Origin of the sequence: Cytobacillus firmus (genome assembly GCF_023715565.1) — a bacterium.
Taxonomy (GTDB): Bacteria; Bacillota; Bacilli; order Bacillales; family Cytobacillaceae; genus Cytobacillus; species Cytobacillus firmus_C.
The window spans coordinates 29482-47553 of sequence record NZ_JAMBOJ010000035.1 but is presented as its reverse complement, the minus strand read 5'-3'; the positions used below and the strand labels follow the sequence as shown (position 1 = coordinate 47553).

General features: G+C 42.6%; 19 protein-coding genes, 1 pseudogene and 1 riboswitch. Of the genes and pseudogenes, 9 read left to right on the top strand and 11 right to left on the bottom strand.

From position 1 onward, the window contains the following. Positions 1-135 precede the first annotated feature (135 nt). The 4 genes from M3205_RS15055 to queF all read right to left on the bottom strand — a co-directional run bounded on the left by M3205_RS15055 (position 136) and on the right by queF (position 3962). The gene (locus M3205_RS15055) at positions 136-1320 is read right to left on the bottom strand and encodes a hypothetical protein (protein WP_251170671.1); all 1185 of its coding nucleotides are present in this window, start codon (positions 1318-1320) and stop codon (positions 136-138) included. Between the two features lie 271 nt (positions 1321-1591). After that, positions 1592-3034, bottom strand: coding sequence for a sodium/pantothenate symporter (gene panF / locus M3205_RS15050; RefSeq protein ID WP_251170670.1), 1443 nt, complete (start codon positions 3032-3034; stop codon positions 1592-1594). Beyond that, a complete protein-coding gene (locus tag M3205_RS15045) occupies positions 3031-3321 on the bottom strand; it encodes a YhdT family protein (protein WP_251170669.1) in 291 nt (96 codons plus the stop codon). Before M3205_RS15045 ends, panF begins: the two co-directional genes overlap by 4 nt. A 143-nt stretch (positions 3322-3464) precedes the next feature. After that, a complete protein-coding gene (gene queF / locus M3205_RS15040) occupies positions 3465-3962 on the bottom strand; it encodes a preQ(1) synthase (protein ID WP_251170668.1) in 498 nt (165 codons plus the stop codon). A 110-nt stretch (positions 3963-4072) separates the two neighbouring features. Further along, positions 4073-4118: riboswitch (PreQ1 riboswitch) on the bottom strand. A gap of 142 nt (positions 4119-4260) precedes the next feature. On the opposite strand from queF, the gene mscL reads away from it, so the two are divergent. The 3 genes and pseudogenes from mscL to M3205_RS15025 form a co-directional block, all read left to right on the top strand. After that, entirely contained in the window at positions 4261-4632 is a 372-nt protein-coding gene (gene mscL / locus M3205_RS15035) for a large conductance mechanosensitive channel protein MscL (RefSeq protein WP_251170667.1), read from the top strand. Between the two features lie 82 nt (positions 4633-4714). Then, on the top strand, positions 4715-5356 hold the full coding sequence (locus M3205_RS15030; RefSeq protein WP_251170666.1) for a Bax inhibitor-1/YccA family protein: 642 nt from the start codon (positions 4715-4717) through the stop codon (positions 5354-5356). Between the two features lie 220 nt (positions 5357-5576). Continuing rightward, positions 5577-6014, top strand: a pseudogene (locus M3205_RS15025) (AhpC/TSA family protein); the annotation flags it as partial. Positions 6015-6025: 11 nt separating this feature from the next. Here the strand turns inward: M3205_RS15025 and M3205_RS15020 are convergent. Continuing rightward, a complete protein-coding gene (locus M3205_RS15020) occupies positions 6026-6751 on the bottom strand; it encodes a 5-formyltetrahydrofolate cyclo-ligase (RefSeq protein WP_251170664.1) in 726 nt (241 codons plus the stop codon). Positions 6752-7442: 691 nt separating this feature from the next. On the opposite strand from M3205_RS15020, the gene M3205_RS15015 reads away from it, so the two are divergent. The 5 genes from M3205_RS15015 (at position 7443) to M3205_RS14995 (ending at position 11335) form a co-directional block, all read left to right on the top strand. After that, a complete protein-coding gene (locus tag M3205_RS15015) occupies positions 7443-8207 on the top strand; it encodes a gluconate 2-dehydrogenase subunit 3 family protein (RefSeq protein WP_251170663.1) in 765 nt (254 codons plus the stop codon). A 22-nt stretch (positions 8208-8229) separates the two neighbouring features. Beyond that, positions 8230-9939: a GMC family oxidoreductase gene (locus M3205_RS15010; RefSeq protein ID WP_251170662.1), complete on the top strand. Its 1710-nt coding sequence runs from the start codon at positions 8230-8232 to the stop codon at positions 9937-9939. A 27-nt stretch (positions 9940-9966) separates the two neighbouring features. Continuing rightward, the gene (tatA, locus tag M3205_RS15005; RefSeq protein WP_251170661.1) at positions 9967-10185 is read left to right on the top strand and encodes a twin-arginine translocase TatA/TatE family subunit; all 219 of its coding nucleotides are present in this window, start codon (positions 9967-9969) and stop codon (positions 10183-10185) included. A gap of 14 nt (positions 10186-10199) precedes the next feature. Beyond that, on the top strand, positions 10200-10928 hold the full coding sequence (tatC, locus tag M3205_RS15000) for a twin-arginine translocase subunit TatC (protein ID WP_251170660.1): 729 nt from the start codon (positions 10200-10202) through the stop codon (positions 10926-10928). Between the two features lie 65 nt (positions 10929-10993). Continuing rightward, positions 10994-11335: a DUF3243 domain-containing protein gene (locus M3205_RS14995; RefSeq protein ID WP_251170659.1), complete on the top strand. Its 342-nt coding sequence runs from the start codon at positions 10994-10996 to the stop codon at positions 11333-11335. 39 nt (positions 11336-11374) lie between these two features. On the opposite strand, the gene M3205_RS14990 is transcribed toward M3205_RS14995, so the two are convergent. The 4 genes from M3205_RS14990 to M3205_RS14975 form a co-directional block, all read right to left on the bottom strand. Further along, positions 11375-11668 (bottom strand): hypothetical protein, encoded by a 294-nt coding sequence (locus tag M3205_RS14990; protein WP_251170658.1) that lies wholly within the window; start codon positions 11666-11668, stop codon positions 11375-11377. A 62-nt stretch (positions 11669-11730) separates the two neighbouring features. Then, the gene (locus tag M3205_RS14985; RefSeq protein ID WP_251170657.1) at positions 11731-12267 is read right to left on the bottom strand and encodes a GNAT family N-acetyltransferase; all 537 of its coding nucleotides are present in this window, start codon (positions 12265-12267) and stop codon (positions 11731-11733) included. 264 nt (positions 12268-12531) lie between these two features. Continuing rightward, positions 12532-13890: a TldD/PmbA family protein gene (locus M3205_RS14980; protein ID WP_251170656.1), complete on the bottom strand. Its 1359-nt coding sequence runs from the start codon at positions 13888-13890 to the stop codon at positions 12532-12534. 2 nt (positions 13891-13892) lie between these two features. Then, positions 13893-15284 (bottom strand): TldD/PmbA family protein, encoded by a 1392-nt coding sequence (locus M3205_RS14975; protein WP_251170655.1) that lies wholly within the window; start codon positions 15282-15284, stop codon positions 13893-13895. 134 nt (positions 15285-15418) lie between these two features. Between M3205_RS14975 and M3205_RS14970 the strand changes: the two genes are divergently transcribed. Further along, complete coding sequence (locus M3205_RS14970) at positions 15419-16021, top strand: hypothetical protein (RefSeq protein ID WP_251170654.1); 603 nt, start codon at positions 15419-15421, stop codon at positions 16019-16021. Positions 16022-16032: 11 nt separating this feature from the next. Here M3205_RS14970 and cls read toward each other — a convergent pair whose 3' ends face one another. Beyond that, the gene (gene cls / locus M3205_RS14965) at positions 16033-17544 is read right to left on the bottom strand and encodes a cardiolipin synthase (RefSeq protein ID WP_251170653.1); all 1512 of its coding nucleotides are present in this window, start codon (positions 17542-17544) and stop codon (positions 16033-16035) included. A gap of 157 nt (positions 17545-17701) precedes the next feature. Next, positions 17702-17875, bottom strand: coding sequence for a hypothetical protein (locus M3205_RS14960; RefSeq protein WP_251170652.1), 174 nt, complete (start codon positions 17873-17875; stop codon positions 17702-17704). Between the last annotated feature and the right edge of the window lie 197 nt (positions 17876-18072).

The following is an 18072-nucleotide window of genomic DNA, read 5'->3' as shown; positions in this document are numbered from 1 at the left end:
GATCCCGTTGAATTGGATTATGTTTAGAAAGCATATTAATCACCTCAAGCATTGTATTACTTCTATTTTAAATCAAAAAAGACTCCCGACAAGTACGATTTTCATCGAGTTTGTCGACAGTCTGAAATCATGCGGTTATTTACCCGCATGATTTTTTATTTTCTTTAATACGATTTTACTAACGTTTCCTTCTAAATCAGAAATCATAAGGATGGAATATTTATCTGCCATGTAGGTGGAGATAGTTTCACCTGACAGCTTCACTTCCCTAACATCCGCGGGAGTGCCAAACATAGCAGTAATCTCGTCCATTGATGTTCTCACCCGCTGTCCAGGAATGGAAATAGCTGTTACGTTCCCTGATTCCCGTTCATAATAATAGGTGATTTCTGGATACATCACAAAAGGACTGCCGCCTTCAAACCCCTCTTCAACAAAGTTTGGGTCTGACTTTTTAATTTCAGATATGTTTGTGCCAATCGGAAATGGACTTCCGAGGGGAATTCCCTGTTTTGCTTTCTCAATTGCATCCCCACTGAGTGCCAGGTTTTTAAAAGGATAGTAAAGGGCTTCCTTTTTCAGCCACAAGTTCATCCAGTCGATATCAGAATGATTTTCTTCTGAAAGCTCAATTTGGTCGTGCAGGCTCATTGAATGGGCTTCCTCATTAAAAAGCCATGTCGAAATAACCCATCCATCACTCTTTTTTTGGGCAGTTTGAAGATACTTTTGATTAATGGTTTTTATTTTCGCTTTGGAGGTAGTGGTCATGTCTTTTTCTGTGCTGATTCTTTGAACTGCTCCATCTTTAATCGCCAGCAGCTGACCCTTGACTAAATTTTCCCCCTTGGACTGAAAAATCGAGATGATGGTTTTGTTCCTCATTTTCTGAGTGTAAACCTGTTCCTTTGAAGGGTTAAATGACATTTCAGAACTGTCTATTAGAGCTTCTTGTTTATAAGCCTCTTTTGACCCTTTCAAAGCCAGGTATACTGAATAATGTCCTGTAAAATAGGAATCGCCTTTCTTTCCTTTTGCGCTGTCCTCTTCCAGAATGGCTCTTCTTTCGTCTTCCGAAAAAAGGTAAACTGTATACTTCATAATCCCGTCTGTTGCGTCAATCTGGAATAGTGACTTGCGTTCAAGCCAAACGGTATCTTTTTTATCTTCTTGTACGGATATATTATCTTCAGCTTCCACTTTATCTTCTTTTTTAAGCTTTATTTCTTCTGTATTTAAAGATGCATTTATTTCACTTGAACAGCCTGTTATAACGGATGACAGCACGGCAATCATGATCATATTTATAAATTTTTTCATTATATTCTCCCTAATGTTAAAAAACATTTCCATCTAAAGTCAAATGTTACAATTACGTTTCAATTAATTAAGTGTAACAAATAGGGATGGTTTCTACAAACCTATCAATATGCTCATTTTTTTACAAAAACCCTTATTTCCTCCCTTATCCTTAATATATGACTCTTCTCCTGCTTCAATCAAAGTTTGATTATAGAGGTGAGAGCTTAATTTATAGGCACTTTGCCCGTTAATACAAAAGACCCCGGAATACCTCTCCGGAGCCTCTTGATTAAATCTCTGCTGCTGCAGATGCTGTTTTTTCGGTAAATAGACTTACAGCTATATATGCGGCCAGTGACAAAGCAATAGGCAATACGACTGTATTCATGCCTAAAGCATTGGGATAAAAAGTGTGGAATAAAATATAGGAAGCCGTTCCGGTTATCATGGAGGCCACGGCACCATATTTATTTCCCTTCGCCCAATAAAGACCCAGCACAACAGGCCATATAAATGCTGCTTCCAGTCCTCCAAAAGAAAAGAGATTTAGCCAGATCAGCAAATCGGGCGGACTGAGTGCCATGATGCATACCAGAATCCCCAACAGGGCAGTGACGGCAAAACTCATTTTCTTAACCGTACTTTCTTCAGCATCAGGTTTAATGTAATTAATATACACATCTTTAACAATCGCCGAGCTGACCAGAAGGAGCAGGGAATCCACGGTGGACATGATGGCAGCCATAGGTGCAGCCAGCACAATTCCCGCAAGCCATGGCGGAAGGACTTCCATGGCAATCATCGGCATCACTTTATCCCCCACTTCAATTCCGGGAAGAATCGGGCGGGCAAACACGCCAATTAAGTGCATGCCAAGCATGATAAATCCGACCACTATTGTTCCGATGATAATGGCCCTATGCATGGCTCTGGCATTTTTATAAGACATGGCTCTTACTGCAACCTGAGGTAGACCTACGACCCCCACTCCAACCAGAATCCAGAATGAGGAAACATATAAAGGGGTCAATCCGCCATCAAAGCCAAACGGGGTAATCAGTTTCGGGTTTTCTGAAGACAGATCGCTGATTATATTCGGTATTCCTCCACCTGCCACAATAACAGCAACAAGCAGGATCATGGTGCCTATGAACATAATCCCGCCCTGGACAGCATCCGTTACAGCAACAGCCCGGAAGCCGCCGATCACTACGTAGACCATGACAGAAACCGCGAAAATAAATAAAGCCGATATATAGCTTAATCCTGTCAGTGATTCAATTAATCGTGCCCCACCAACCCACTGTGCAGCCATGGCGGAAAACAGGAAAATTATGATGCTGAGAGCGGATAGACAGACAACCCATTTGCTGTTATATCTTTCTTTCAGAAAATCAATGAGTGTTACAGCATTATACTTTCTTGCAGTAATTGCAAACTTTTTCCCAAGAACCATGAGGACGAAATAACCAGTAACAACCTGTGACATGGCTAGCAATACCCAGCCAAGTCCCTGGGTGTATGCAACACCGGGACCCCCAATGAAACTGCTGGCACTGCCGTAAGTTGCAATCATGGTCATGGCCAGGATAAAACCGCCCAGTTGCCTTCCCCCAAGAAAATAATCCTGCAAAAACGAACTGCTCGTATCAATCCTTCTGCTGGACCATAAACCCACCAGAAAAATAATGACTAAAAAGAAAAGAAGAGGGGTAATAACCTGCCAGTTCATTCGGATTCTCCCCCTTCCCCGTTTTCTTCGAATGGAACTTCCTTAAACAGGAATTTTACAGCTGCCGATACCAGCATCACCATTACGACAAAACCGGCTACACAGCTCCAGAAAAACCAGGCCGGCAGCCCCATGATGAATGTATATTCATCGGCAGGCGCTGACCCCAGCCCATAGGCAAAACCATACCACCAAATAAAATTAAATAATACAAGGCCAATGCCAATCCACGCTTCTTTCTCTGCAATCTTAAAGCGAGGATCCTTTTTATGTATGCTTTTCTTCATTATGTCCCCCATCAGAGCTTTTTTTTATAGTATGGCATAATTGAAGGAATTCTTGAAATTACATGAGTCTCTGCAACAAAAAAAGCAGATTGCTCTGCTTTTTTGATATTATTTTAAAATTACACTTTAAACAAGCTAAGGTTTTAGCGGTTGTCAATTGTCTCCGGATATAGGTCATGGTTCATCAGGCGGTAATCTGCCATTTTTTCATATTTCGTCCCCGGCTTTCCATAGTTGCAATACGGATCGATGGAGATTCCGCCACGTGGTGTAAATTTCCCCCAAACCTCAATATAGCGGGGATCCATTAATTCGATAAGATCGTTCATAATAGTATTCATGCAGTCCTCATGGAAATCGCCGTGATTTCTGAAGCTGAAAAGATATAGCTTCAAAGACTTGCTCTCTACCATCTTTTGATCCGGAATATAGCTGATATAGATAGTCGCAAAATCCGGCTGGCCTGTTTTCGGGCAAAGACTCGTAAACTCAGGGCAATTAAACTTTACAAAATAATCACGGTTTGGATGCTTATTATCAAAAGCCTCCAAAATCTCAGGAGCATATTCAAAAAGATACTTAGTACCCTGATTCCCCAATAATGTAATATCCGTCAATTCCTCATCTTTTCTTCCTGACATAAAAATAGCCTCCCTTTATTTGATCCCGCCGATCCTAAAGAGAGGTCCGAAAAGTACAGCCTGAAAAATAAAACCATATCCTCTCATGGATATGGTTGATTATTATAATCAAAGCCATAGTTTTTTATAGAGGGTGAAGCTATGAACCTCTCCCGCTCACACGGGAATAATAGAAATATAATTGTCATAGTTACTATAGAGAAAAAGCTGATTTCTGTCAATAGGTCCTTCCCTATCTGGCTTTCATACATTCTTCATAGTATAATAACGGTAATTTTTCAAAGAAAGGTGACTTGTTATGTGGAATGAGTTTAAAAAATTCGCCCTAAAGGGAAATGTCCTGGATTTGGCGGTTGGGGTTGTAATCGGAGCTGCCTTCGGAAAGATTGTATCTTCCCTTGTTGATGATATTATTATGCCGCTTGTCGGATTGCTGATGGGTGGAGTTGACTTTACCGATCTGATGGTTAAAGTCGGCGGAGCACAAGTAAAATATGGTTTATTCATACAGAATGTAGTGGATTTCTTCATCGTGGCATTCTCCATTTTCGTCTTTATCAGGATTATCAACAACCGTTTCAAAAAGAAAGAAGAAGAAGCACTTGAACCGGAAGTGGATCCAAATGTTGAGCTTTTAACTGAAATAAGGGACCTCTTAAAAAATAAATAATGAATGAAACTTAAATAATAGCTCTACCGTATATACATATATATATATATATATATATATGATGTTAGAGGAGAAATGAAAAATGTATATACAGCATACCGCAAATAACAGTTATTTACCTTCTGTTTTACGGGCATTTGCCTTATCGTTAGGGATTGCTTTCGCCGGAACGATGGCGGGAGTTTTCATTCCTCCAGCCCTGTATTTGCCGCTCATGATTCTTGAAATTGGCATGCTGCTTTTCGCTTTCCTGCTCCGGCGCAAAAAAGCTATAGGGTATACATTCCTTTATGTATTTACATTTATTTCAGGGATGACGACCTACCCGATTGTTGCCCATTACCTGGCTGCTATTGGACCTAACCCTGTTTTAACAGCCCTTGCGACGACCACGGTTGTATTTACTGGCTTAGCCGTATATGCTTCGACAACGAAGCGGGACTTATCTTTCCTTGGCGGCATGCTGATGGCGGCATTGTTCGCTCTTATTGCGATCGGAATTTTCAGCCTTATCTGGCCGTTAAGCTCTAACGCGATGCTCGCGTTCTCCTTCATCGGAGTCCTTGTATTCAGCGGATATGTGCTATTTGACTTCAACCGCATGAAGCAGTATGGAGTGTCACCGGAAGAAGTTCCATTGATGGCTCTTAACCTATATCTTGTTTTTATCAACCTGTTCATTAATATCCTCCGCATATTTGGGATATTGGGGAGCCGGGACTAAACAGGAGTGAATACTCCTGTTTTTTTTATAGTCAAGCCGGAATTCTTTATACCTCCGAGAGAATTAGGTATGATCAGAAGCAAATCCGAAAGGCGGGATACGAATGAAATATATTTTAGAAACCCAAAATTCTGATAACAATATTACACTTGAACAGGCTATTAATGGAAAATACACAATGGCTGTTTTCGTCCGCCATCTTGGCTGACCGGTCTGCCGGGAATACCTTGCGCAGTTGCGTGAGCACATAAATGAAGTAGAAGGAAGAGGTTTTCAAGTCATTGTCATTGCTCCTTCAAAAGGGACATTTATTAAACAATTCCTTGAGCAATTCGGTCCGTTTCCTTTTCCGATCCTCGGCGATCCTTCCCGGGACGCCTATAGAGGAATGGGACATAAAACCATGCCAAAGTGGAAGCTTCTTTCAAAAGCTGCATTAGGATTTATTACAGGAAAAGTCGGCGGCTTTATTCCTAAGGATGAAAAGCAGAAAAAGTTTGTCATGAAGTCTATGAAAACTCAGGATGTCTACATTCAAGGCGGGACATGGCTTTTTTCTCCTCAGGGAAAAATGTTATGGAACCATATTGATGAATCCCCTGAAGACCACGCAAAGATTAATGATGTTCTTAAGATGATGAGTGAAGTGAGAGCTTAAAAGGCAGTCCATTACTTGGCTGCCTTTCCTTTTGTAATCTCCCATATTTCACGCAAAACCGGCATCTCTTCCATTTCCTTCTCACTTACAAGATCCCATTGAATCCCGTTTGGTTTTGGATATGGCGAATTGGTTTTAATAAGCTCTTTTTCAGTGGCAATCCAGTCTACAGTCAGATCATATGGATCCCTCGGAATATCTTCCTCTGTCACCTGGGCGCTGTTAACCGTTCCAATCACAGGTATTTCAGGATTTCCCAGTTCTCTGATGATCGCATACTCCCGGTCAGCATAGCCCTCCCCTTTTCCGACCCGCCGTCCATCCAGGTGAAGACCCACTGATCCAGCAAAAAACAAATCAATTTTCGGCAATTCTGTAAGGGGAACTTCTTTTCCGTAGGAGTGAATATGCTTTAGGCTGGCTGCCTTCCGCTCTTCCCCTGGCGGCACCCATTCCGGCTTTACCATAATAAATCCTGCTTTAAGCCGGGGAGTTGGAACCAGCAATGTTTTTCCATCTTTCAAAACTTGTGTGCGGACCGGTAGCTGTGGTGAGTCAGGATTCACCTTAATTACCTTAGCCTCTTGATATTCAGGCATAGCAAAAACAAATGCGGCCGCTTTTTCAGCTCCTTTAAAATTAGGAATTCTATTTTTTAAAGGAAACGGAAAGCGGCCAAGCTTGTTCTCCTCAAGAAAGTTCCAAATGAACTCACGGATTTCTTTTTTCGTTTTCATTGCGGCTTCACTTCCTTTCTTCCATTTTATCCATTAAAGATAGAAACTCCAATTTTTTAGGACTGTTTTCACAAAGTTTGCTGCTATTTGAATTATATTTACTGAGTTGATTGTAGCGGAAGGTGCGAGTTCTCCAGCGGGGGTAGCGGGACAGGTGAGACCCCGCAGACGCGTAGCGTCGAGGAGGCTCAGCGCCCGCCCCGCGGAAAGCGAGCATCCTGGAGTGGAAATCAACGGGCAAAATTTATAAGTGAAAAACAATAATTTATACGAAAAGTGCCTTTTTTTAACAAGCAGGTTTTAAGACCAGCACACGGGGTAAACAAATAATGCAAGGCCAATAACAAAACGGAAGGGACTGGTTGGCGATGAAAAGCGTAACAGCGACTTCAGGGTTCGTCATTGGCATTGCAAGAAACCAGGGAGGATTTGCAGAGCGTTCGAAAGGCACTCTCGTCTATAACCGATATATTTAAAATCGGTTCGGCCCAATGCAAATCGTAATCTCCAGGTTGTCCGTCTTTCGGACTTAAAAAAGGTGCAGACCAATCGGTTTGCATCTTTTTTAATGTCATAAAAACCCCCCTTTTCTCCTCCCTTCTTTTTTTATTCAAAAAAATAATCCTATCAAACTGTTTAGACAAGTATATTTTTCTCCATAATGGCAAATAAAAGGAGGTTTCTATATAAAATGTCTGAACAAGAACAAAAACAAGAATCAACCATGTCCCGGAGAAGATTCATCCGTAATTCCGGGTTAGTTGCCGGCGGTTTAGTAGGAGGCGGTATTCTTGGCGGCTTAATTGGTGCAAACATGAATAAAGACGGTACAGCAACGGAAGAGAATGCCCATACAAACGGGCATGATCAGGTTGCCTATCAGCAGTCGCCTTTATATTTCACAAATCCCGAGACATTCGGAATCCTGCAGGCAGCCGTTGAGAGAATTTATCCAAAGGATGAAAATGGCCCCGGTGCCAATGATTTGGATGTTCCATTTTTTATCGACCATCAGCTTGCGGGCTCATGGGGAAACAATACAAGGGAATATATGCAAGGTCCGTTCTTTCCTGGGTCGAACTTTCAGGGCTACCAGTCCCCTTTAAAACGGCATGAAGTATTTGATGTCGGACTTGCTGCCCTGCAGACCTACAGTAATGAAAAGTTCAATAAGCCATTTGCTGAACTGGAGGGCGAACAGCAGGATGAAATTCTTACAGCCTTTGAAGAGGACAAAGTAAAACTCCGGGGCGTTACTTCAAGAACTTTCTTTAATATTCTCCGGGCCGCCACCATTGAAGGTGTCTATGCAGATCCTGCTTATGCCGGAAACAAAAATATGGAGGGCTGGAAAATGAAAGACTTCCCTGGCCATCAAATGAGCTATATCAATCAAATTGAGTCTGAAAAATTCGAGAAAATTAAACCGAACAGTCTCCATTCATATACGAAATAGTATTTTTAAGGAAGTGATAAACATGGCGAAAACATTGCCAAAAACGGATGCAGTCGTTGTAGGAGTCGGGTGGGCCGGCGGAATCATTGCGGCTGAATTAGGAAAACAGGGATTAAAAGTAGTCGGTCTGGAGCGGGGAAAAGAGCGCGGCGTTAAGGATTATTATGTTATCCATGATGAACTTCGCTATGGAATCCGCTATGAATTAATGCAGGATCTTTCTAAAGAAACGATCACGTTCCGTAACCATGGAAAGGAAAGAGCCCTTCCGATGCGCCAGCTTGGATCCTTTTTGCTTGGTGAAGGCTTAGGGGGATCCGGCGTTCACTGGAATGGACATACCTTCCGCTTTTTACCCTATGACTTTGAAATAAAATCACAGACAGTTAAAAAGTATGGCGAATCCAAGATTAAGGGCCTCCAAGTTCAGGATTGGGGCATTACATACGAAGAAATGGAGCCTTATTTCTATGAATTCGAAAAGGCTGCAGGCATTGGCGGTGAGGAAGGTGAGCTGGGGCCAAAACGGGCAGATCCATATCCAAATCCTCCAATGAAGGAAACACCTATAACGGCCAGATTTAAAAAAGCCGCCAAATCATTGGGTATGAAGCCATACCATATGCCATCCGGAAATATGAGCGAGGCTTATGAAAACCAATATGGAGCCAAACTGGCTGCATGTCAGTATTGTGCGTTTTGCGAACGCTTTGGCTGTGAATATGGTGCAAAGGCTGATCCAACTGTAGCCGTTATACCATTCGCAAAAGAAACTGGAAATGTGGATATCCGAAACTTTGCGAATGTAACGGAAATCATTCACGATGGCAAAAAAGCAACCGGTGTGCGCTATGTGGATGTCCAGACAAAAGAAGAATTCATTCAGCCGGCTGAAATGGTTATTCTGACCAGCTATGTCATGAATAATACTCGCCTCTTGCTGACAAGCAAACTGGGGCGCCCATACAATCCTGATACAGGTTCAGGGGTAATCGGGAAGAACTATTGTTATCAGATCCTTCCAGGTTCAGCAGGCTTTTTTGATGAAGAGCAGTTTAATACCTTCATGGGTGCCGGGGCTCTTGGAGCAACTGTGGATGATTACAATGGAGACAATTTTGATCACTCCGATCTTGGATTCATCCATGGCGGCTCCATCTCTCTCAACCAGTCAGGATACCGTCCGATTCAATATAATATGGTTCCTACTGACACACCGAAATGGGGCAGCAAATTCAAGGAAAATTCCATTAAATATTTCACCAGGGCTTTAAGCATCGGCACACAGGGAGCCTCCATGCCTGTACAGCACAATTACATGGATCTTGACCCTTCATATAAAGATGCTTACGGACTTCCCCTGCTTCGTCTGACATATGATTTCACGGAACAGGATAAGAACCTTTATAACTATATTGGGAAAATTACAGACCAGATTATGAAGGAAATGGGGCCGTCAAAAATTAACGATCGGCAGCAGCTGGAGCATTATGATATCGTTCCTTATCAGACCACACATAATACAGGCGGAGTCATCATGGGAGCTGAGCCTGAAACATCAGCAGTAAACAACTATCTGCAGATGTGGGATGCAGAAAATGTATTTGTCGTCGGCGCATCGGCCTTCCCTCACAACGGAGGCTATAATCCGACAGGAACCGTTGGAGCGCTCGCCTACCGCGCTGCTGAAGGAATCATCAAATACAGCAAAGAAGGCGGACTGCTTGCATAAGAAAATTTTAAATAAGGAGTGAACATCATGGGGCTTTCAAATATCGGAATACCCGGATTGATTATCATCCTGGTTATCACCTTAATTATCTTTGGTCCTAAAAAGCTTCCTGAGATCGGGTCTGCGTTTGGCAGGACCTTATCAGAATTCAAAAAATCAGCCAGAGATATTATGAGCGATGACGATGAACCTGATCCAAAAACTCGTTCAATTGAAACGGCTGACGGGAAGGATAAACCGCTTTAACAGGAGGGTTTAGAATGAAAACGGACGAACAAACCCTTGTAGAGCATTTAACAGATTTAAGAAAAGTGCTGATTCGATCTCTGATTTTCTTTATTGTCAGCTTTGCCTTATGTCTGTTTTTCATCAACCGGCTGATCCCTATGCTCGCAAACGATCATGAGCTGGTTATGCTTGGACCGCTGGATGTCATTAAGCTGTACACAGGAATTGCCGGAAGTATCAGCCTTGGGCTCTCGCTTCCTTTCATTTCCTATCAGATTTGGCTGTTTGTGAAGCCTGCATTAACGGAAAAAGAAAGCAGAGTATCCTTGATGTTTTTTCCGGCGATTCTGTTCAGCTTTATCGGCGGGCTTGGCTTCGGATTTTTCATTATCTTCCCTGCCATTTATCAGTTTTTAATGCTATTGGGGGAATCACATTTTGCGATGATGATCACCGCCAGGGAGTATTTTTCGTTTCTCCTGATGTCGACCATTCCATTTGGTTTTTTGTTTGAGGTGCCCTTGCTGTTATTGTTTCTGACAACGATTGGTGTCGTCACCCCAATTATGCTCAGTTCAATGCGAAAATACGCTTATTTGATCATGGCCGTTGTATCAGCGCTCATTACACCACCTGATTTATTTTCACAGATTCTGGTTCTCGTTCCTCTTATCGGGCTATATGAAATTGGCGTAATTATGTCAAAAGTGAAATTCAGAAAACTGAAAGCTGTTCAGGAAACACCATCCAGTGAAATCTAAAAGAGTTTAATTCTCCTTCAAAAAGGATATTTAATAAGAAAACAATCCTTTGGAGGTCTATCAAAATGAATGAACAAGAACATGTAATCAAACAAGATGGTGAACTGGATTCAAAAAATATTAAAAACGCAATGGACAAAATGTCCAATGAACGGGCAGAAGATATTTTAAGCAGCTTCGATGAATTTAAGAGCTATCTGGCTGAACGAATTGAGCTTGGCAAAAAGCTTGGCTTAAATGAGGAACAGCTTGCAGTTACAGCGGAAAAAGTGGCTGGCTACCTCGCTGAAAATGTGGAGCCAAAAAACCGTGAAGAACAGCTGCTGAAGGAATTATGGAAAGTCGGAGATGATGAAGAAAGACATAAGCTAGCACATATGCTTGTACGCATGACAGAGCAGGCATAAAAACACAGCCGGAATTGTTGTTAATGACAATTCCGGCTTTTACTTTTTAAGATCTCTATATAGATTTATAAAGTGACTCGGCTCTGATTTTACTTGAAAAGAAAACACACCCCGATTGGTATGAAGATAGAGGAAACCAAATTCACAGCTGGAATTTCTGTATGACATATCCCAAACTTCATCAAGGAGAAACTTTTCTGATGGCGACAGGATATGATCCTCAAATAAGTGAAGAAAAAGTTCCTGTTCAATGTATTGCTGCTGATTCCAGTCAATCTTCCTGCTGACTGTAATAAAAGGCTGGGAAGCAATGATCCGCACGTGAACCTCCATGATTAAAAAGGATTTGCCTCCATTGAAACATATTGCGGATAGGGATTCAAATGTCGGCTCCCTTAACCCGTGTATTCCTCACGTAAAATGGCATAATAAGTCAGGTCAATCTGCCTGCCGTCTCTTACAGCATGCTGGCGCAAAACCCCTTCATGCTTCATTCCCGACTTCTCCATAATCCTCCATGATCCGGGATTGTCCGTAAAGGCAAGAGCATAAATCCGGTTATGGTTCAGCTCTTCAAATCCGTACTTAACAACTGCCCTGCAAGCCTCTGTCCCATACCCTTTTCCCCAGTAAGGCTTGCCGATCCAGTAGCCAATTTCCGCCCTTCTATTTGGATTAGCGCCTGTAATATTGATAAGTCCTATTAAGCCGTTATCCTCTTTTCTCGTAATGGCGAAAATCGCAATCTTACCGTTTCTCTCTGTTTCAAGGATGCCTGTAATAAACTCCCTTGCTCCTCCTTCAGGATAGGGATGGGGAATATTTAATGTCGTTTTAGCCACATCATAATCGCTTGCGTATTCTTCTACCCTGGGTGCATCATCAAGAGTAAGACTACGCAGAATCAGACGGCTGGTTTCTAGGATTTTCATCTATTTGCCTCCTATTTTTGTTTATCAGCAGAATTTCTATTTTCCGAAAAGAAAATCCTTTATATTCCCTGCTGATTTTTGAGCTTATTATTTATATCTGCCAAATTTATTAATATATCTTGCAACCCTTTAGATATATCTAACACATCTTTAATTTTTATCTAACACCTCTTAAGATCTATCTAGCAAATTTTAAAGTTTATCTTGCATCTCATAAAATGAAGAAAGCACACCACCTAAGAAGTAGTGTGCCATCCCGTTAAATTATTCAACTGTAACAGCCAGCTCCCTGATTAATAGAGATGGCGAACCAATATAGCCTGTGGCCATAAAGCCCAACGAAAATTCCAGGTCTGAACCGATGGCTTCAATATTATTTAACAGTTCATAGAAGTTTCCGGCAATCGTCATTTGATTTACGGCATTTTGCACCTTTCCATCTTTGACATAATAGCCGTTAGCCGCAATGGAAAAATCACCTGATACGGTATTGGCACCGGAATGGAGGCCGGATAATTCGGTTATGATGATGCCCTCTGAGAGCGAAGACACCAGCTCATCATAGCTCTGATCGGTTGGATTGACGTAAAGATTCGTTGGAGCTACCGTCAAAGCACCCTTATAAGAAGCTTTATAGGCATTGCCAGTAGATTCCACACCATCTTTTTGTGCTGTTTTGCGGTTATGCATCAAGGTAATAAGCCTGCCATCTTTCACAATATCTTTCCTGGCAGTAGCAACCCCTTCACTGTCAAAATTAGAGCTGAGCAGACCTTCTTCTAAAAATGGATCATCTACTATATTCAATGACGCCACAGCAATACTTTCACCTGTTTTCCCCTTTAGAGCCGATTGCCCTTTCTGGGTGTTTTCCGCTGAGAAAACCGGGATGTATGTCTGCAGCAGGGCGCCGGCTGCATCGTTTCTCAAGAGCACAGGGTAGTTTTTGCTTTCAGCGCTCCTGGCATTCAGCTGTGATAATGCTTCTTCTACTGCATGCCTGGCAATTTCCTCCGGATTCAAGATAGAAAAGTCTCTAGTAAACTTAGAGTACTCCCCATTTTTCACCTGATCTCCCTGCTTTACGATGACTGATACATAAATGCCGGTATGATTATTCTTTTCGCTGAGATTCAGGCCTTTGCTGTTGAGAAGAACTCTCTCCGTTTCAACGCTGCGCAGCATAAAATAATCGGTCCCGGTTACCCGCTCATCATAGGCATAGATGTGCTTTTCTATTTCCTTAAGCAAATTTATTTTTTCAGCTATCGTAACTCCCGCAAGACTGCTTGAATAGTAGTTTCCAGCCTCATACTTTTCACTGCCGGCAAAGATTTCTTCCTGTACTTCATTCTCAATGAATTGAGAGTTTTCCTTCGCATTCTCGATCAGAAAAGACAGGGATTCCTCATCCAGCTTCTCCGTAAAAGCATAGCCCATCTTACCTTCGTAAAGGCCTCGGAAGGAGGTTCCGAACACTTCGGAAGTGTCGTAGGAATCGATTTCCCCTTTAAAAAGCTCACAGGCGAACTTTTCCTCTCTCTCATAATAAAGCTCCATATCTGTAAAACCATTCTGCCCGCCAAGCTGAAATAGCTTTTCCTTAAATTCTTGCAGGTTCATATTTATTCGCCCCCCTTTGTTCCGCCAACAGTCATTTCGCTTACGCGGATCATCGGCTGGCCAACATTGACAGGGATGCTTCCGCTCTGTGACCCGCACATGCCAGCACCATGGTCCAGGTTATTTCCCACCATATCAACCAGCTGGAGCGTTTTCGGGCCATTTCCTATTAAAGTAGCACCCTTTAACGGCTTGCCGATTTTTCCGTTTTTTACGAGATACGCTTCCATGACGGCAAAGTTGTAATCACCCGTTGTGGTATTGACCTGGCCGCCGCCCATGTATTTGGTATATATTCCGTACTCAGTATTTGAGACGATTTCTTCCGGAGTGGACTTGCCGTTTGCAATATACGTATTGGTCATCCTCGAAGTTGGTGCAAACCGGTACGACTGCCGTCTTCCCGATCCTGTCGACTCCATGCCCATTCTGCGGCCTCCGAATTTATCAATCAAGTAACCTTTTAAAATTCCATTTTCAATCAGGACATTCTTACGCGCCTTTTCACCTTCATCATCGATCGTAATCGATCCCCACTCATTCGCAATCGTGCCGTCATCAATGTATGTAACGACATCCGAGGCCACCTTTTCGCCGATCCGGTTTGCAAAAACAGAGTTTTCCTTTGCTACAGATGTAGCTTCAAGACCATGTCCGCATGCTTCGTGGAAAATAACACCGCCGAATTCATTATCAATGATGACGGGTAACTTCCCGCTCGGACAAGGGTCTGCACCAAGCATTGTAACGGCAATGCGGGATGCTTCATTCGCATAATGCTCCAGGTTCATGTTTTCCATAAACTCAAAGCCTTTATGGGCTCCAGGTCCATAGAATCCAGGCTGCATTTGATTCCCTTCTGCCGCAATCGACTGAATGGCAAGACGGCTTCGCACCCGTCGGTCTTCAACAAATTTCCCTTCGGAGTTTGCAATCAGCACATTCTGTTCTTCATCAAAATACCTGACTGTAACCTGCTGGATGCTGCTGTGATAGTTCTTCGCAATTTCATATGCCTTTTTCATGACATCTACTTTACGAAGCTTCTCCACCTCACGCGGATTCAGAGATATGTGATGTGCTGCCGGAATAATTTCCTTTTGCAGCTGTGCGGGCTGGATGATTTTTTCTCCACTGATCGCTTGGGCGGCATTGCCCGCAGCTTTCAACAAACCTTCCTTCGACCCATCCGTTGTGTAAGCATACACACTCTGCAGCCCCTTAAACACGCGAATACCGATCCCGTAATCCCGGCCTGATAAGCTGCTTTCGATTTTCCCTCCCTGAAGCGCAAGGTTATTGGTGAAACGATCCTCAACAAATACTTCAGCAAAATCCCCGCCAGTGGCCAGGGCTGCCGTAATAACATCCTGAATAACTGTTTGTGAAAGCATAGTGACCCTCCTTCTATCTAACTTTTCAAACTATTCTAATCATACCGTACTGATCTTTATTTTAGTATGGTTTTTTCCTTTTTTGACCAATAATGAGGATGATTATGCCTCGGTCTGGAGACTTAAATGGGTGGGTGATTGTAAGGGGGATAGGTCTATTTGCAGGTTTAGTTAGGATATTTGTAATTTCGGCTGGGCTATTTGCAAATTTGCCCATCTATTTGCAGGTTCCGGGGCACTATTTGCATTTTACCTATCTATTTGCAGGTTTGGCCGAGCTATTTGCAATTTCGGCTGGGCTATTTGCAAATTTGCCCATCTATTTGCAAGTTTTGGGGCACTATTTGCATTTTACCTATCTATTTGCAGGTCTGGCCGAGCTATTTGCAGGTCTGGCCGAGCTATTTGCAATTTCGGCTGGGCTATTTGCAGGTTTCCTCATCTATTTGCAAGATCCGGGGCACTATTTGTATTTACCTAGCTATTTGCAGGTTTGGCCGAGCTATTTGCAATTTCGGCTGGGCTATTTGCAGGTTTCCTCATCTATTTGCAAGTTTTGGGACACTATTTGTATTTACCTATCTATTTGCAGGTTTGGCCGAGCTATTTGCAATTTCGGCTGGACTATTTGCAAATTTGCCCATCTATTTGCAGGTTCCGATCTCTATTTGCAAATTCACCTATTCTATTTGCAAATAAAAAACCAGCACCCCTCCACAAAAAAAAGCGCCATATAAATGGCACTTTTTCACAAAACCCCGGAGAACAGCCGGGCGAAGGATTCCTTCGACCTTTCCGCCAATCCACGTTTATAATATTGGACAGGACTTAATTTCACACTTTCCGCGAGGTCCTCTTCATAATGGGCGACAAGATCGCGGATGGAGCTTGTGCCGTATAAAAAGACATTTACTTCAAAGTTCAAGTGGAAACTGCGCATATCCATGTTCGCCGTTCCGATGGAAGCGAGGATTCCGTCCACGATGATGATTTTCTGATGGAGAAAACCTTTTTTGTAGGAATAAATTTCGACTCCATATCGCAGGAGCTCCGCAAAGTAGGACCTGCTTGCGTATTGCGTCAGGAAGCTGTCATTGATCTCAGGGACCAAGATGCGCACTTCCACTCCTTTAGCCGCCGCCACCCTCAATGCTGTACGAATCGATTCGTCTGGGACAAAATAAGGTGTCGCAATCCAAATGGATGTAGTGGCGCAGGAAATCATTGAATAATACATATCACTCATAATTCCCTGCTGTGTGTCGGGGCCGCTTGCCACCACCTGCACTGCGCCATCAAGCACATCATCATCAATCGGATACTTAACATTTCGGTATTCCTCCAGCACCTCTTCCTTGCTGACATATTCCCAGTCCAGCAGAAATACTGTATGCAGTGTGTACACAGCCTCCCCCTTGAGGAGCATATGAGTATCCCGCCAGAAGCCGATCTTTTCATTTTCGCCCAGGTATTCAACACCCACATTCAGCCCGCCCACAAAGCCGACTTTCCCATCTATTACTACAATTTTACGATGATTTCTAAAGTTGAATTTCTGATTAAAAAAACCGTACTTCAGCGGAGAAAATGGCTTCACCTTAATGCCAGCATCCTCCATTGACTGCAGATCCTCCAATGTCATTCCCATACTGCCTGCCGCATCAAAAATAAACAGCACTTCCACACCTTGTCTGGCTTTGTCGATCAGGATATTGATGATTTCCTTGCCAAGTCTGTCAGACCGGAAAATATAATATTCCATATGGATAAATTCTTCTGCTTCACGCAGCTTTTTCTTGATTTCATTAAATGTTTCGTTGCCATTTTTAAGGATTTCCGCCCGTGAATTGGTGCTCAGCGGGGTCAAGGCCACATTATTGGCAAATTTTGCAAAGCATTGCTGACTGTCCTGCAGAAATGATATATCAGGAGTGTCTTCTTTTTTCATCAGCCTTTCCCATTCATCCTTGTCCCGGCTTCTTTTGCTTTTAAATAAATGTCCTTTCAAATATAATTGCCCTGAAAATAAGTAAAACAGATAACCGGCAATGGGAAAAAACACCAGCACATACATCCACAGTAAGGTCTGATTAGGGCTGCGATTCTCGAGCATCAAGGAAATAGCACTGATAAATATGACAGCTGCATATAGCAGGGCAGCACCGATTTTAATGGGTGAGGCGGCATCCGTGAAAAATATCATATACACAGATGCTATCAGGATAAATACAAATAAGGATTCCACTCTTCTATTTTTCATAGGCCACTTCTCCTAAAAAGGTTTCATATGTATGTTTTCCTTATACCCTTTTTGATGCCCTCTAGAAACCAGGCAACCTTAGCTTTTCCCATTTTCAGGTTAAGAAAGCATGATCCGGAAAAAAGAAGAGCCTTGCTGATATCGCAAGACTCTATTGCTATGGTTCCCCTCCTGTATAATGATTATTACCCATAGTATAATTCGAGCTCTCCCCCGGTTTTTCACTTGGACTGATCCCTTTTTGCATTATATTACTTATCTTCTTTCTTCTTCGGTCAATGCAATAAGCGAAAATCAAAGTCGCAATAATTAAACCAAACAGCACTGCCATTCTTCTTCCCCCTTTTTACATGTATATTCAATATGCGTGAACCATTGCTTACAATTCACACTTGAATTAAAGAGAGCTATTCTTCATAGCTCCCTCTCAACCTGGTCCTTCAATCGTTTTGCTGATCCAGGTCAAGCTCCTGATCTTTTAATGACTGTTCTTGCTGCTTCCGGGAATCCTGCCCTTTTACAATTTCT

Coding starts and splice junctions, on each gene's coding strand:
- M3205_RS15055 (WP_251170671.1), bottom strand. CDS start 1,320: ATGAAAAAATTTATAAATATGATCATGATTGCCGTGCTGTCATCCGTT.
- panF (WP_251170670.1), bottom strand. CDS start 3,034: ATGAACTGGCAGGTTATTACCCCTCTTCTTTTCTTTTTAGTCATTATT.
- M3205_RS15045 (WP_251170669.1), bottom strand. CDS start 3,321: ATGAAGAAAAGCATACATAAAAAGGATCCTCGCTTTAAGATTGCAGAG.
- queF (WP_251170668.1), bottom strand. CDS start 3,962: ATGTCAGGAAGAAAAGATGAGGAATTGACGGATATTACATTATTGGGG.
- mscL (WP_251170667.1), top strand. CDS start 4,261: ATGTGGAATGAGTTTAAAAAATTCGCCCTAAAGGGAAATGTCCTGGAT.
- M3205_RS15030 (WP_251170666.1), top strand. CDS start 4,715: ATGTATATACAGCATACCGCAAATAACAGTTATTTACCTTCTGTTTTA.
- M3205_RS15020 (WP_251170664.1), bottom strand. CDS start 6,751: ATGAAAACGAAAAAAGAAATCCGTGAGTTCATTTGGAACTTTCTTGAG.
- M3205_RS15015 (WP_251170663.1), top strand. CDS start 7,443: ATGTCTGAACAAGAACAAAAACAAGAATCAACCATGTCCCGGAGAAGA.
- M3205_RS15010 (WP_251170662.1), top strand. CDS start 8,230: ATGGCGAAAACATTGCCAAAAACGGATGCAGTCGTTGTAGGAGTCGGG.
- tatA (WP_251170661.1), top strand. CDS start 9,967: ATGGGGCTTTCAAATATCGGAATACCCGGATTGATTATCATCCTGGTT.
- tatC (WP_251170660.1), top strand. CDS start 10,200: ATGAAAACGGACGAACAAACCCTTGTAGAGCATTTAACAGATTTAAGA.
- M3205_RS14995 (WP_251170659.1), top strand. CDS start 10,994: ATGAATGAACAAGAACATGTAATCAAACAAGATGGTGAACTGGATTCA.
- M3205_RS14990 (WP_251170658.1), bottom strand. CDS start 11,668: ATGGAGGTTCACGTGCGGATCATTGCTTCCCAGCCTTTTATTACAGTC.
- M3205_RS14985 (WP_251170657.1), bottom strand. CDS start 12,267: ATGAAAATCCTAGAAACCAGCCGTCTGATTCTGCGTAGTCTTACTCTT.
- M3205_RS14980 (WP_251170656.1), bottom strand. CDS start 13,890: ATGAACCTGCAAGAATTTAAGGAAAAGCTATTTCAGCTTGGCGGGCAG.
- M3205_RS14975 (WP_251170655.1), bottom strand. CDS start 15,284: ATGCTTTCACAAACAGTTATTCAGGATGTTATTACGGCAGCCCTGGCC.
- cls (WP_251170653.1), bottom strand. CDS start 17,544: ATGAAAAATAGAAGAGTGGAATCCTTATTTGTATTTATCCTGATAGCA.
- M3205_RS14960 (WP_251170652.1), bottom strand. CDS start 17,875: ATGGCAGTGCTGTTTGGTTTAATTATTGCGACTTTGATTTTCGCTTAT.